The 14697-nt window shown below is 50.1% G+C and carries 14 protein-coding genes; 4 read left to right on the top strand and 10 right to left on the bottom strand.

All coding sequences use genetic code 11. From position 1 onward, the window contains the following. The first annotated feature begins 210 nt into the window (after positions 1-210). Positions 211-1734 carry an L-aspartate oxidase gene (gene nadB / locus ABEB26_RS05060; protein WP_345720881.1) on the top strand — a complete coding sequence of 508 codons (1524 nt, stop codon included), beginning with the start codon at positions 211-213 and terminating at the stop codon, positions 1732-1734. A 166-nt stretch (positions 1735-1900) separates the two neighbouring features. Next, positions 1901-2533, top strand: a complete 633-nt coding sequence (locus ABEB26_RS05055) for a CPBP family intramembrane glutamic endopeptidase (protein WP_345720880.1) — start codon at positions 1901-1903, stop codon at positions 2531-2533. On the opposite strand, the gene ABEB26_RS05050 is transcribed toward ABEB26_RS05055, so the two are convergent. The 3 genes from ABEB26_RS05050 to ABEB26_RS05040 all read right to left on the bottom strand — a co-directional run bounded on the left by ABEB26_RS05050 (position 2514) and on the right by ABEB26_RS05040 (position 6093). Next, the gene (locus ABEB26_RS05050) at positions 2514-4508 is read right to left on the bottom strand and encodes a sensor histidine kinase (RefSeq protein WP_345720879.1); all 1995 of its coding nucleotides are present in this window, start codon (positions 4506-4508) and stop codon (positions 2514-2516) included. The two genes, ABEB26_RS05055 and ABEB26_RS05050, sit on opposite strands and share 20 nt — an antisense overlap. A 10-nt stretch (positions 4509-4518) precedes the next feature. Further along, complete coding sequence (locus ABEB26_RS05045; RefSeq protein WP_345720878.1) at positions 4519-5196, bottom strand: response regulator transcription factor; 678 nt, start codon at positions 5194-5196, stop codon at positions 4519-4521. A gap of 66 nt (positions 5197-5262) precedes the next feature. Then, entirely contained in the window at positions 5263-6093 is an 831-nt protein-coding gene (locus ABEB26_RS05040; RefSeq protein ID WP_345720877.1) for a hypothetical protein, read from the bottom strand. A 163-nt stretch (positions 6094-6256) separates the two neighbouring features. Here ABEB26_RS05040 and ABEB26_RS05035 point away from each other — a divergent pair, with 163 nt between their 5' ends. Then, positions 6257-7435: an acyl-CoA dehydrogenase family protein gene (locus tag ABEB26_RS05035; protein WP_345720876.1), complete on the top strand. Its 1179-nt coding sequence runs from the start codon at positions 6257-6259 to the stop codon at positions 7433-7435. On the opposite strand, the gene ABEB26_RS05030 is transcribed toward ABEB26_RS05035, so the two are convergent. The 4 genes from ABEB26_RS05030 to ABEB26_RS05015 form a co-directional block, all read right to left on the bottom strand. Next, positions 7436-8227 (bottom strand): alpha/beta hydrolase, encoded by a 792-nt coding sequence (locus tag ABEB26_RS05030; protein WP_345720875.1) that lies wholly within the window; start codon positions 8225-8227, stop codon positions 7436-7438. After that, entirely contained in the window at positions 8208-8840 is a 633-nt protein-coding gene (locus ABEB26_RS05025) for a hypothetical protein (protein WP_345720874.1), read from the bottom strand. The genes ABEB26_RS05030 and ABEB26_RS05025 overlap by 20 nt, the downstream gene beginning before the upstream one ends. A 173-nt stretch (positions 8841-9013) precedes the next feature. Continuing rightward, on the bottom strand, positions 9014-9298 hold the full coding sequence (locus ABEB26_RS05020; RefSeq protein ID WP_041304451.1) for an isoamylase early set domain-containing protein: 285 nt from the start codon (positions 9296-9298) through the stop codon (positions 9014-9016). Positions 9299-9490: 192 nt separating this feature from the next. After that, the gene (locus ABEB26_RS05015; RefSeq protein WP_345720873.1) at positions 9491-11944 is read right to left on the bottom strand and encodes a tetratricopeptide repeat protein; all 2454 of its coding nucleotides are present in this window, start codon (positions 11942-11944) and stop codon (positions 9491-9493) included. A 149-nt stretch (positions 11945-12093) separates the two neighbouring features. On the opposite strand from ABEB26_RS05015, the gene ABEB26_RS26915 reads away from it, so the two are divergent. Continuing rightward, positions 12094-12687, top strand: coding sequence for a cold-shock protein (locus tag ABEB26_RS26915; RefSeq protein WP_486348292.1), 594 nt, complete (start codon positions 12094-12096; stop codon positions 12685-12687). Positions 12688-12752: 65 nt separating this feature from the next. Here the strand turns inward: ABEB26_RS26915 and ABEB26_RS05005 are convergent, their stop codons facing one another. The 3 genes from ABEB26_RS05005 to ABEB26_RS04995 are packed head-to-tail and all read right to left on the bottom strand — an operon-like array spanning position 12753 to position 14573. Beyond that, complete coding sequence (locus tag ABEB26_RS05005; RefSeq protein ID WP_287045130.1) at positions 12753-12947, bottom strand: hypothetical protein; 195 nt, start codon at positions 12945-12947, stop codon at positions 12753-12755. Between the two features lie 36 nt (positions 12948-12983). Further along, on the bottom strand, positions 12984-13328 hold the full coding sequence (gene rsfS / locus ABEB26_RS05000) for a ribosome silencing factor (protein ID WP_041304449.1): 345 nt from the start codon (positions 13326-13328) through the stop codon (positions 12984-12986). Between the two features lie 57 nt (positions 13329-13385). Then, complete coding sequence (locus ABEB26_RS04995; RefSeq protein WP_345721020.1) at positions 13386-14573, bottom strand: glycine C-acetyltransferase; 1188 nt, start codon at positions 14571-14573, stop codon at positions 13386-13388. Positions 14574-14697: the final 124 nt, after the last annotated feature.

Here is a 14697-nt window from a genome sequence, read left to right as displayed (position 1 = left end):
CTAGGGCTTATATGTTCTTACCTGAAATCTCACTGAAGATAGATCAGGATTCGATAGCTTCCGATAGTTGTCCTTTAGGGGGTGCAGGGGATGAAACCCCCTGCGTTTCCCTCCAGCGGAGGGACGGAAGGGTGGAGAATCCTAAGCATTCACCTATAGAATCAAGAACATATATCCTAGTGTTTAATCACGAAAGGATTTACCCGTTCTATGAACGATTATATTATTGTTGGCTCAGGCATCGCTGGTTTATACACTGCCCAATTGGCAGCGCAACATAATCTCAAAGTTGTGTTAGTAACCAAAGAGGCAGTTGAGGAATGCAACACGCGCTATGCCCAAGGTGGAATTGCTGCCGCGATTGGTGAGCACGATTCGCCCGAACTGCACATTGAGGATACCTTGGTTGCTGGCGCTGGCATCAGTGATCCAGCAGCAGTGCGAGTTTTGTGCGAAGAAGGCCCAGCGCGGGTGCACGAGTTGATCAACTTGGGTGTGCCATTCGATACTCACGATGGTGCGATTGCCCTAACTCGTGAAGCCGCCCACTCTGAGCGCCGAATTTTGCACGCTGGCGGTGATGCAACAGGCGCTGCGATCGAAACAACCTTGGCAGGCGTGGTTGCGAATACAAATGTTGATGTGCGAGCCTGGACTTTAGCGACCGAAATTGTGCTGGAAAATGGTCAAGCTGTTGGCGTGCGTACCCTCGATGCCCGCACCGGTGAGCGGGGCGAGGTTCGGGCCAAGCGGATTGTGCTAGCAACTGGTGGAGCTGGTCAATTGTTTCAAGCCACAACCAACCCAACCGTCGCCACTGGCGATGGGGTAGCTTTGGCCTATCGTGCTGGTGCGGGTGTCTCGAATATGGAGTTCTTCCAATTTCATCCCACAGCCTTGCGTTTGGCTGGCGCACCTGGCTTTTTGATTTCCGAGGCAGTGCGTGGCGAAGGCGGCTTTTTGCGCAATGTGGCAGGCGAACGCTTTATGCTCAAGTTGCACCCCGATGCTGAATTAGCGCCGCGCGATGTGGTTGCACGGGGAATTGCCGCCGAAATGGTGTCAACCGATGCCGATCATGTCTATCTTGATGTGACTCACTTGCCTGCCGATTTGGTGCTATTGCGCTTCCCCACGATTGCCAAAGTCTGCCGTAGCCATGGCTTAGATATTACCAAAGAACCAATTCCGGTTGCGCCTGCTGCTCACTACATGACTGGTGGCGTAGTCACCGATTTGCATGGCCGTACCAGCGTCCCTAATTTATTTGCAGTTGGCGAAGTTTCGATGACAGGGGTGCATGGAGCCAATCGTTTAGCCTCGAATTCCTTGTTGGAAGTCTTGGTTTGGGCGAAACGGGTGATTGAAGCTCCTGATAGCCTCATCGAAGCGCCAACGTTTCCCCAAACCACCCAAGCGATCACCATGGCCGCCGAAGCCGATGATACGCCATTTAGTCGCACTGCGTTGCAACGCCTGATGTGGCGCAACGTGGGAATTGTGCGCGAAGCCGATGGTTTGGGTTCGGCCTTGCGGCAGTTGGTTGCTTGGCGTGATGCCCAAACCGAGCCAACCACTGTACGCGAGTATGAAGATGCCAATTTGTTGGTAACTGCGACGCTGTTGACCTATGCCGCCTTATTGCGTGAGGAAAGCCGCGGTGCGCATGCTCGTCGCGATTTCACTGAAACCCGCGAGGTTTGGCAACGCTATTTGGTCTTGAAGCAGGGCTAAATCTTCTTTTGGTTGCAAACTGGTGGATCAAACTTGATCTACCAGTTTGTATTTAATTCCCGCCATAAATGTTCATCATTTACTAGCAGTTTAGGCCTTGGTTTGGTCAAGCGAATCGGGCATGATCAATGTTTTATTGCTTGCAATTGGTAAAGGATGGGACTGCATGCAGCGTTGGTGGTTATGGCTTGAAATGCTGGTTTTGTTTGGCTTGGTGCCTTTGGTGCTGCGCTTTGTTGTGCCAGCTCGTTGGTGGTTTGGGGTGCTGGGCTTGGCGGCGCTTGGCGCTTGGTTTTGGTTGCGGCGACGAGCAGTGCCAATTGGGCTTTGGCAAGGGCGCTTAAATCCGCTCGAACAAGGCCAATTTTGGCGTTTGTTGCAACGTTTTGGTTTGGCAAGCATTTTGGCGGTGCTGTTGGTCTGGCTTTGGCAACCAACCAATTTATTCAATTTGCCGCGCCAACAACCTTGGCTTTGGCTCATGATTCTGTTGGCTTATCCGATCTTTTCGGTCTACATTCAAGAATTGGTCTTTCGTGGCTTGTTTTTCGAGCGCTACCGCGAGTTGTTGAATGAGCGTTGGCTGTTGTTGCTTAGTGCTGTGCTATTTGGCTGGGCGCATATTATTTTTCGCAATCCCTACGCTGTGCTTTTGACGCTGATTGGCGGCTGGCTGTTTGCTGATACCTATCGCCAAACCCGTTCGTTGCGCTTGGTTTGTTTGGAGCATGCGTTATATGGCAATTTGATGTTTACGGTTGGCTTAGGTCACTATTTTTTCAGTCGAGGCTTGGGTTAATTGGTAACGATATTTGGAAATTGCTGCCTTGACCAAGTGTGCTGCTCACCTCAATTGTGCCGCCATGAGCCTCGATAATTTGCTTGACGATCGCTAAACCCAAGCCGCGCCCGCCAGTATCGCGGTTGCGCGAGGCATCGGCCCGATAAAAACGCTCGAAAATATGCGGCAAATCGTGGGCGCTAATTCCCTCGCCCGTATCATGAATGCTTAGTTTGATCGATGCATGATCGCGGCTGCAACTGATGTGAATTTGGCCATTCGCTGGCGTATGGCGCAGCGCATTTTTCAGCAAATTGCCCAAGGCCTGTACAATCCGCGTGCGATCAACAGCGAGTTTGGGGAGTGGTTGCTCGATGCTAAGTTTCAATTGGATGCCTGCATTGAGTGCTGGTTGTTGCCACCGTTGATGGGTTTCGTGGAGCAATTGCTCAAAATCTAATGATTCTTGGTTAAATTCTAGGCTGTGTGATTCGGTTTTGAGCAGCAAAGTTAAATCATCGAGTAAGCTGACGATCAATTTAATTTCGTGTTCAACATGGCGAGCAGCTTCATCGGCGCTTTGTAGTTGATCGGCCAAGCCTTCCATTTCAAGCTGAATCACGCTTAGCGGGGTGTGTAATTCATGGGTCAAATCATGAATTAGGCGGGTTTGCAGCATGCGCTGTTGAGCTAGCGAATTGGCCATATGATTGAAGGCTTTGCTCATTTGGCCTAGCTCATCGTGCGAACGAATTGGCACTTGAGTTTGCCAATTGCCGGCGATAATTTGTTTGGTGGCGTGGGTTAATGCTAAAACTGGCGCGGTAATTGTGCGAACCAAGACAAACCCCAAGGCTAAAACGATCATGCCGACGATACCACCACTCATCACCAAAGCTTGGCCAGTGCTGCGCAAAAATGCTCCTTGATGCTCGGTATAGGCGTGCGTACCAGTCACGATCAGCGCAGAGCCAATTGGTTGGTTGGTGATTAAATCATACAGCGGCACGGCATGCTGGCGAATATCCTCGGCTAGTTGCTGATCGTTATTGAGTTGCCGAGCACTGTCATAGCTCACATTGCCCGTTGGATCGAGAATGATCAGCCGTTCATCGCCATGCAACAGTGCTTGTAATTCCCATTGCAGCAACATACTGTCATGATGCAGCAGCCCAATTCGGGCTGTATTTGGCTGAGCAAGGCCTTGGGGATCAATAAAATTCCAGGCTGATTGAGCGATCAGCGGGAGTTCGTTCAGGATGCTGCTGATAGGAATGCTCGACATCGATTTTAAGCGTTCTAGCTCCGCCATAACAATTGTTTGAACCAGCAGCCATGGCTCGATTTGATAGCGTTGAGCTAGTGCCACGAAGCCTTGGGGGTGTTGCAAGCTTTGTTGAACTTCGGTGGGGCTAGCATTAAGTTGTTTTTGAATCAGGCTGAGCCAATTGGGGCTGGTTTGATATTCAACAAAATAGCGAATTTGTGATTGTAAGTCGATGCCAGCTCCACTTGGCGTAGCTCCGACCACCGCCATGGTCATTGGAATGGTTGGCATTTGGGTTTGCTCAAGGCTAACGATCAAGGCCTCAGGATCAACATTATGTGCTAATGCGACGCTCTCGATGCTGCCGCCGCTACCAACCTCGCCTTGCAAATGCTCAGGGCTAATGCCAATTACCTCGGCGCTCTGTTGCCAGAGTTGGCCGCTGTCAAGGCTGAAAATGGCTGGGGCTAGGCTCAGGGTGTGGGTTTGGCTCAAATTCTCGCTTTGCTGCAACAACGTTGATAATGCCGACCAATCGGCGTTATAGGCATGACTGGCTTCGAGCCAAGGCGCAAGCTGTTCGGTACGCAACTGGCTTTGGTCACCCACGAAAATATCAAAGCGTTGAGTGGTGAGCAAATAGGCGCTTAGTCCGCTCAACAAGAGGGTTGCGCTGATCACCAAGCCAAAGGCTGCCCCTAATTTCCAGCGTAACGATTTGCCCATAACACCCTACCTAATCAACAAATTTATAGCCCAGCCCATACACGGTCACGATATACTGTGGGTTGGTGCGATCATGTTCAATGCGTTGGCGCAAACGCGCGATATGCGCATCGAGCGAACGATCAAAGCCCGCATAATCGCCAGCAAAAACTGCTTCAAGCAACTGTTCGCGGCTGAGAATTTGGTTGGGATGGCGCATAAACGTCGCCAGCAAGGCCAATTGAATTTTGCTCAATTCGACAGGTTGCTGATTGACGGTGCAGTGATGTTGCTCCAAATCCAATTCGATTGGGCCGCGTTTCAACGTTTGGCTAGCGTAGATTGGCTGGCTGCGCCGCAAAACTGCTCGAACGCGTGCTACCAATTCGCGAGCATTGAATGGCTTGCCAACATAATCATCAGCGCCAAGCTCTAAGCCATAGATTCGTTCTTCATCGCTGCTACGCGCAGTTACCATAATAATCGGTATATTGCTGGTTTGACGAATCACCTTGAAGACCGCTAAGCCATCCAATTTGGGCAGCATCAGGTCTAAAACGACTAAACTTGGCTGGTGTTGCTGCACCAAAGCCAAGCCTGCTAGGCCATCGCTGGCCAAATAGGTTGTAAAGCCCGCTTGCTCAAGATACAACTGCATCCAATGGGCAATTCGTTCTTCATCTTCAATAATGGTGATTATTGCGGCCATGCTACTTCCTTGGTGTGGATTAAGGCTGGTTACAGGCGTGGTGAAGACTGCAACCAGCCATGTGATCTAACGACTTGAATCGGTGGTTGGCGCGGCGGGTAGCGCAGGCACAGCCTCGATTGCTTCACATGCAACTGCTTCTTCAGTTGTGCTTGTGCCCGATTCGTCGAGTTCGACCATGAAGCACTCAATGGCTTCGCTTGGAATGAAATGTGGCGCAGTGCTGACGAAATGCTCGATCATTTCGGGCAGATCGGCGGTAAATAGAGCTGCATCTTCGGCACTAAGTTCGCCATCGGTTACCAGTTGATTGATGTTGGCAGTTTCAGCATCCACAATTGCATCGATCACGGTTTGTTTGCTCACACCCTTGGCGGCGGCTTGCTCAGCGATACTAACCTCATTCTCAATCCCAGTCAGCAGTTCATCGCTGCTAACGCCAATCGTTTCAGCAGCCAATTCAAACCAGTCGATCCCAACTGGTACTGCGATACTACAATCGCTTGATTCATCATCAACGTTGCTTAGCATTGCAAATGGCTTGGTCACGTGTGTGCTGCTGGTTTGGCTAGTTATTTCAAGCTGATCGGCGGATGAGCTTGAGCCGCTACGATGATGTAATGTTGCACTAACCATCGGTTTATGCATTGCCATGGCGGGCATGTGGCTTGCGTGGGCACTCGCTGCGATTTCACCGTGTAGTGTAGGCATGAACATTCCTTCACCACCAGCCATACTACATTCAATTGTAACTTCTTCAGGATTTGAGGTAATTGTGATCGTTTCGGCTGGCTGATCGTTTTTGTTGACGGCAAATGCCGCAGTGTTATTCGTCCAGAGATAGCCACCACAGGCCAACGATACCACCCCAACTGCCAGCGCTAAATGTTTACGCATGTCCGAACTCCTTGTCAATCGCTAATTGGTTTCGATGGCAGTACTATAAAAAATGATTGTGATACAAATTCGACAATCATTGCCGCCAAGTTAATAATTTGATGAGTGGCAAGCTATGTGTGCTAAGCTTTTGAGGGGCAATAATTAATTGAGGAATTAACCAATGGCGATAGATTTACTACATCGCGGCTTAACTGAACGCCAGCGCGGCTTTGTGCAACTTGGGCAGGATTTGGCGGCGTTGATCAAACCAAGTGCTGGCGTGCATGATCAGGCGGCGAGCTTTCCTTTCGAGCATTTGCCAGCCTTTTTTGCTGCTCGCTATCAGGCCTTGAGCGTTCCAGCGGAGTTTGGCGGCCATGGTGCAAGCTTATTTGAGGCAATCTTGGCTCAAGAGCAATTGGCTTATGGCGATGGCTCGTTGGCCTTGGTCATGGCCATGCCAATTCATGTGCTTGGTGGCATCATCGAGGGCAAGGCATGGCAGCCAAACCAAATCGAACGGATTAGCCGTTTGGTGGTTGAGCAGCCGATTTTGCTCAATTCGGCTGCCAGCGAACGCGAAATGGGCAGCCCTGCGCGGGGTGGTTTGTTTGCGACAGTTGCGCGGCAGCTCGAGGATGGCTGGTTGTTGCATGGCCGCAAAATTTATACCACCGGTGCGCCAGCCCTAACCCATGCCCTGATTAGCGCCACGATTGCTGATACGAGCGATACCGCGATTTTTTTGGTCGATCTCAAGCAAGCAGGGATTACGATTGATCCGACTTGGAATGGCACGGCTATGCGAGCGGCCCGCAATGACGATATTGTATTAGATGGAGTGTTTGTGGCTGAGGCCAATTTGTTGCAGCGCCGTCAACCTGGACTGGTTGATCCGAGCCGTAACAATGCTGGGGCATGGTTTCAACTAAATATGGCGGCGGTCTATTTGGGAATTGCCCAAGCAGCGCGTGATGCTGCCCGTGATTATGCCCGCGAACGTCGTCCAACGGCGTTGGCTGGCAAAGCAATTAGCGAGCTGGAATCGATTCAGCACCAGCTTGGCAAAGTTGAGCAGTTGGTGTTGACTGCACGCAGTTTGCTCTACCAAACCGCCCAATTGTGGGAGCAAGCACCCGCCGAACGCAGCAATTTGCGTCCACTGATCGCAACAACTAAGGCTACCGCAATTGAGCATGCGATCGCCGCAGTTGAGCAAGCTATGATTGTGGTTGGTGGCGCTTCGCTCTCGCCGGATTTGGCCTTAGAACGCTATGCCCGTGATGTGCGAGCTGGCTTGTTTCACCCGCCGACGATGGATGCGGCCTTAGTTGGCTTGGGTGCGTGGTTGGTTGAGTAACTATTTTTGGTGACGACTAGCCCAGCCTTCGATCGCATCGGCGACCAAGGGCCAAGCTGGATCAAACATCAAATCATGACCCGCTTGCGGCACGACAATCAACGGTGCTTGATAAGCATTGGCTAATGAACGCTGTTCAGCCAAGGTAAATGCGCGATCACGTTCAGCAGCAATCACCATGATTGGGGTTTTAATCTTGCTTGGTTCAGGTTTATGCAGTATTGCGTCGATCAAAACCTTGACTGATTCGCTGCTTAGTTGGCTATGCAATGCCTGAGCTTGGGCGGCGGAAGCGTTATCACGCAGAAAGAGGGCTTTGGCTAAGGCTGGGGTGCGTACAAAACTAAAACCATCAGCAGTTAACAACGTGCGCAAGGCAACGCTTGGTTGATTACGAATCGTTCGCAACGTGAAACCCAACGGTCCAGTTTGAGGCATGCTAGCAAGTAATACTGCCGCTGGTAGTTGGTGCTGGATCAAGGCATGCTGCAATACATACCCACCAAGGCTATGGCCTACCACAATTGGCGCTGGTTGAAGGGTATCAACCAGCGCTAGCAAATCGTCGATGTAATGTTGCAGCCCCACCAAATTAAACAGGCGTGGCATGCTGCTGCTGCCGTGGCCGCGCAAACTAAGCGTATGCACCGCAAAACCACGTTCAGCAAAATCGTGGGCGGCGGCTTGCCAGCACCAAGCGCCATGCCAAGCGCCATGGAGCAGCACTAAAGGTCGTTGATAGAGCGGCTTTTTCGGCAAGTATTGCCAATATTCAAGCCTGTTGTTGCTCATGGGCTTCCTCTTGGGCCGCAGCCCGATCCCGTTCCTCGCGAATAAGTTGCAAGGTTGTTGCTTGATCATCCAGCGCATGGAAAATTGCCTGCATGATAACGGTATCAGTTGTGTCAAGATCTGCCAAGAGTCGCTGGCGGTTGGTGTCGCCTGCTACGAGCAAGCGTAGTCGTTGGGCGAGGGTTTGCCATTGAGCCTGAGCTTCAAGTTGCGGCAAAAATCCATCGAGATCAGTATAGGCATGCTGGACTCCAAAATGGGCAGCAGCTACCGTCAGAATAATTGGCCGCCATTCGCCGATCAATTTAGCCAAACGTGCTTCTTCAGGATCAGGTGTTTGACTGACTGCGACCAAAATTGCCTGGACAATTGCCGCGCTATTGGTATCGAGACCAGCGCTGAGCTGGCTGAAATTACGTTCGCCAGCCCAAATAGCTTCAACTGCTGCCTGAATTTGCCAGCCATTATTATCAATTTGTGGCAACAAAAACTCGACCTCGGCGCGACGAGTCGCATCGCCATGGGCAATCGCGGCGATCACCTCGATCAAAGGGGTGAAATGGGCCACAGCATCGGTGGTAGCACGTTCAAAGGTTGGGTGGAGATCGAGCATGGCAAGCTATCCTTTATTAACTATCAAGCAAAACAACAGCCTTGAGCATTGATTTATCGAACTAAGACTGTTGCTATGATATGCGATTGAATGACTTTGTGTCAATATAACACCTATTGAAAATAATAAAACAACGAGCCATCCTCATTGATGCCTCGTCGTTTGTGGCTGGTTTAAGTGTAAACCACCGAATTCGCACCGCCAAACTCATTTGGCTCGTAACGATCAGCACTCCAATCGTTCAGCCAGCGTCCATCGGCAAGATAGCGATACTGGTAACTGTGATTGGGTGGCAGATCCATGGTGGTACTCCAGCCTTCCCCAGAGCGCAACAGCGGGGTCGCGGTTTCGCTCCAATTATTGAACTCGCCAACAAGTGTGATCGTCTGGGCGGTGAGTGGGGCTGGGATGTTGAAGGTTACCCGCACGACCGTACCCTCGAGGCGTTTCTTCAGCATTATGGCACTCCTTTGTGCATTCCAAAATACAACGGCTCCGTTGCATTTCCTCTGCGTCCGAATCCTTGTAACTCTATCCTACATGGCTTTAGAAGCAAGATCAATACCCAAAGTGTTGGCGTTTCCTAAGAAATCTAGGCCATAACGCTAGCTGCAAGACAGGACTAAAGAGCTAGCCCTAATCCTTGCCAGCTAGGTGAGCGCCTTCACCTCGGTCAGGAATTGCGTTGGGGCAATTTGACCAGTCTTGAGTTGTTCAAACAATTGGCGATCACGCTCCAAAGCAGGATCATTGATTGTTGCACGATAGTTGAGGCTTGCTTCAAATAAGCTCTGAGCTGGCACGAACTGCTGAGCTTCAACTAAGGTTAGGCCATATTGCCATTGGGCATTGGCGGCTTCCCACCCATAGCCTTGCTGCTCAAACGTGACGATCGCCTGTTCATGGGCGGTGAATGCCGCTGACTGATCGTGCAATTGCCAATAGGCCTCAGCTAAACTACCAAAGATACAGCCTTTGCTCTTTTTATTACCAGTTTGATCAGCGATTTCAATTGCTGCATACAAGTGCGGTAACGCGGCTTCAGCTTGGTTCAAGCACACTGCGGCCTGCCCCAGATTTGACAACGCTAATAACTGTACATACATATTCCCCGCAACTTGAGCTAATTCGTGGGCTTCGGCAAAATATGGTTCGGCTTCGCTGATCATGCCCATATTGGCATAGCATGTGCCAATATTATTAATTTGGTTACACATTTCATAGCGATCGTTGGCTGATCGACTAATTGATAAGGCTTTTTGATAGAGCTCAAGCGCTTTTTGATGATTCACTTTGCCGCCAAGCAACCCATAAATCGTCGCCAAATCGTTAGCACTATTGGCAATAGCTTGAGCTGAATCAATTGAATAGGCGAGATCTAAGGATTGCTCAAGATAGCTAATTGCCGCTGGAAGATCGCCAATATAGCGTTTTACATTGCCTATTAGCCTTAAATTATTGGCAATTAAGCCTGGTTGATCGAGCATATAGGCAGCTTCAAGCGCTTTTTGAACATAAATACCACGCTCTTGTTGATAATTATAGCTATGGTGGCCAATCGTAGCGGTAAAATGAACAAGATCAAGCATTTGCTGCGCATATTGGCTTGAATTTACATCATTAGCTAGCCAAGCTAAACAATAATCAAAATGTTCTTTTTCATGATTATAGGCATAAATTGTTGCCAGCACCGCATGCCGATAAGCTTGATGTAATTGCTGAGCTTGGTCGATACATACCTGAACATAGCGTATTTGTGCTGGATCGTGCTCTTGCTGCTCAATTAATCGGTTGCGGGCAAAGCTCCGAATCAAATCGTGCATACTCCAGCGTTCGTTATGCCCATCGTATTGTAATAAATTATGTCGTAATAAATAATACAGTTGGTTCTCCGCCGCGAGATTATGCGGTAATTCCAAGATTGCTAAGCCCATTGCGCTGGAAAAATCGGCGACTAGCACTGCCAATTGGCGCATAAAATATTGTTGCTCTGGGCTAAGCTGAGCATAACTAAGCGCTAACGAGGCTTCGACATTCAATTGTGGATCATCAGGGTCGCGCAGCGCTTGCAGGCGTTGGCTTTGATCGGCAAGCTGATTTAAGTACTGTTCAGGCTTCAAAGCTGGGTTATTTTGTAAAATGCTGGCGCTAACTCGCAAGGCTAATGGTAAGTAATTACAGGCGATTGCCAATTGCTCAGCACTATCCTGATCTAAACGTGGGCAGATTGCTTGAACAAGGCTGCGTGCATTCGCAACATTTAACGCCTCAAGTTGCAGATTGAGCATGGCTGGCAGGCTAAATCGTTGGCGGCTGGTGATAATTAAACAACAACCAACTGGCGGAATGAGGTCGCGCACATGCTCAGCATCACGGGCATCGTCAATGACAATCAACACCCGCTTGTTGTATAACACATTCTGATAGTGAGCCAGCAGTTGCTCGCGCTTTTCGGGCAATCTTGCTTTAGGATCAAGCGCATTAATCACCAAACTGAGCGCTTGTTCGGTCGTCAGGGCTTGCTCTCGTGCACCATACAGATTGAGAATTAATTGGGCATCGGGATATAAATTCAAGACATGGTGGGCAACGATCAAGCTTAATTCACTTTTGCCGATACCACCCATGCCATGAATACCCACTAAAGCCGCACTACGTTGGGCTTTGTGCGCAACTTGGATGGCATAAGTCAGGCGTTCAAGTTCAGTTTCGCGGCCCACAAAATCGCCAACCGCAGGCCGTAATTGGTGAATCGGAGCGCGATCAGCAGGCAAGTTTGGGTTGTTTGGCTGGTTTTGATGGGGCTGGTTGAGCACCTTGGCAATTTGTTCGAACAAGGCTTTTTGGTAACGATGATAGGTCGCTTGATGAATATTCAACATCTGGCAATAACTATCAACTGGCGCTCCAGGATAGGTCGTCAGCAGCTTGAGCAGCGATTGTTGGGGCTGTTCCAGTGGTAATTGATTCAGCCAACGATAAAAATCGCCCAAACTACCAAACTCTTGCAAGCGTTGCCGCCATATTTGGTCGCCCAACAGCCGCTCAGGCCGTTGAATTAATGTCTGAACTGTCTTGGCCGTCCATTCATAATCTTCACTCATTACGCGCTCCTGCTAGTCCAAATTCACTTCGATTTTAACATGATCACTCTGCTTGACAAGCCTTCTATTTAATGATACTTTGTATCAATATAAATCCTGATTCGCTATATGGGTATGGCGAGCACCAATACAACATGGAGACATGGGTCATGAATGAGCGTAGTACTGGCACGGTGGCGTGGTTTGATCCGGAAAAATCGTATGGCTTTATCACAACCCATGCAGGCACATCGCTGTTTGTCCATCGACGGGCCTTGGGCGATGGGCGACGTTGGTTAGTTGAGGGGGAGGAAGTTAGTTTTGTGGTGGTTCGGGGTATGAAGGGTGATGAAGCCAACGAGGTTTTGGTGACCAGCGCTTTGCCGCCAACACCACGCATTCGCGCTTACGAACAGCGCGAAGCTGGTGGCTATAGCTGCGAACGCTCATTTGAACGTCGTGATCGCTTTGGTTCAGCCCGCCCAAGCCAAAATGGCCAGCGGCGCGAGTGGAGCAATGGCCCACGTGAACGCAATCGCACATTCAGTGGCAATGCGCCAACAGGTGTGCTCAGTGCGCGGGTTGATTATATCGACCCTCAAGGGCGGTTTATGTTTGTCGCACTGAGCGATAACCATGGCGATGCCTATGTTCATTCGACCTTATTCAACCATGTCAGCAATCGCGTGCAAGTCGGTGACACCGTGCGGGTCAGCGTTTCGGCAAGTGATCGCGGCTTACGCGCCAACTCACTTGAGCTTTAAATTGGGTTTTGCATATCCACTCAAGCAGCAAGGCCGACTCAAACGAGTCGGCCTTGCTGTTGTTATTATTGAAGAAATAGCTCGAAGTTGGGTTTCCGGTCGCGGCCTGTGAGGCGGCGGAACCCTCGCCCGATCGCTCGAACCGTATCCTCGCCTAACGAATAAGCCAAGACCGAACCGAGAATCAAGCCTAGGGCACTTCCGGCTGCTGCTCCAAGCGCAAAGACGACATAGCGTTCGCGTTGTGTAGATTTGTTCATGATGTACCTCGCACGTGATCGTCCTTGACCCGCCGATTACTGAAGAACGACAACTGGCGTAGCTTTTTGCCACAATTTATCGAGCTTGTAAAAATCGCGTTGTTCAGGGCTAAATATGTGCACAACCACATCACCAAAATCGAGCAAAACCCAGCCAGTTTCGGGTGAACCTTCGATTTTGGGGGTGGCTGCACCTTCTTGGACTAACTGATCATCAATTTCTTTTACGACTGCCCGCACCATCCGCTCATTGCCAGCCGTACAAATCACCAGAAAATCGGCGAAGGTGGCTAATGGGCGAACGTCGAGCATTATAATATCATTTGCCTGCTTCGAGTCTGCTAAATCAACAGCACGGCGGGCAAGAACTTGCGCTTCGATAGGTGGACCTCCACATTTCTAGAACTGTATTTTCTGCTTCCAGTGTACCATGAAACCTTAAATTAGCTGCATGCTTCGCCCAACATGTTCGAAGATGTTGAGTGCCTCAGCTAAATCGGCGTTGCTATGGCTAGCCGTTACAATTGTGCGCACCCGCCCTTTATCCTTGGCAACGGTTGGGAAGGCGATGCCTTGGGCGAATACGCCTGCTTGGAACAAACTATCGGAGAATTGCATCGCTTTGGCTCCATCGCCCACAATCACTGGGGTGATGGGGGTTTCTGAGATGCCAGTGTTAAAGCCAAGCTTGTTCAATCCAGCTTTGAAAAATTTGGTATTTTCCCAAAGTTGTTGGTGTAATTGCTCGCCCTCGACACTTTGCAACAGTTTGATGGCCGCCAAACAGCTGGCAACAACCGCCGGTGGATGCGAGGTGCTGAATAAAAATGGTCGAGCGCGGTGCTCCATTAACTGGCGTAATTTGCTCGATGTGGCAACATAGCCGCCAACCGCGCCAATCGCCTTGGAAAGCGTACCAACCTGAATATCCCAATGTTTGATGCCATAATGGCTGACTGTGCCGCTGCCATTTTTGCCCAACACGCCCGATGCGTGGGCATCATCAACCATAGTGATTGCGCCATAATGCTCAGCTAACTCGGCGATGCGTGGCAAGGGTGCAATATCACCATCCATGCTAAATACGCCGTCGGTCACAATGACCGTGTTGCGATATTTACCTTGGTTGGCCTGTAAAACCCGTTCCAAATCAGCCATATCATTGTGTTGATAGACCGCCCGCGCCGCTTTGGTTAGGCGAATTCCATCGATGATCGAGGCATGATTCAATGCATCGCTGATCACCAAATCGCCATCATTCAGCACAACGCCCAACACGGCAGCATTGGCGGTAAACCCCGATTGCAGCACTAACACCGCTTCAGTATGCTTGAATTCAGTTAAGCGTTGTTCAAGCTCCTCGTGGATGCTCATGGTGCCGATAATTGTGCGAACTGCGCCTGAACCAACTCCCCATTCCTCGATTGCTTTGATTGCGGCGGCTTTCAAGGCGGGATGATTAGCCAAGCCCAAATAATTATTTGATGAGAGATTGATCACCGATTTGCCATCGATGGTTGAGCGTGGGCCAGTTGGGCTTTGCAATTCGCGTAATGTGCGAAAAACCCCCTGCTCACGCAAACTATTCAGTTGCTCATCAAGATATGCTTCAAATGAATGCGGCATCATCGCCCCCAAATAACACGCTAGTTGCACCGATGGCCGAACGCCATCTGGTTCAGATGCATTATAGTGCATAAGCGGTGTTTGTTGATGCGCTTTGTAACCGATTTCGATTCGTGCACGCATA

Origin of the sequence: Herpetosiphon gulosus, assembly GCF_039545135.1 — a bacterium.
In the GTDB taxonomy this organism is placed as follows: Bacteria; Chloroflexota; Chloroflexia; order Chloroflexales; family Herpetosiphonaceae; genus Herpetosiphon; species Herpetosiphon gulosus.
The sequence above is the reverse complement of the archived record's forward strand: the minus strand, read 5'-3'. Positions and strand labels throughout refer to the sequence as shown.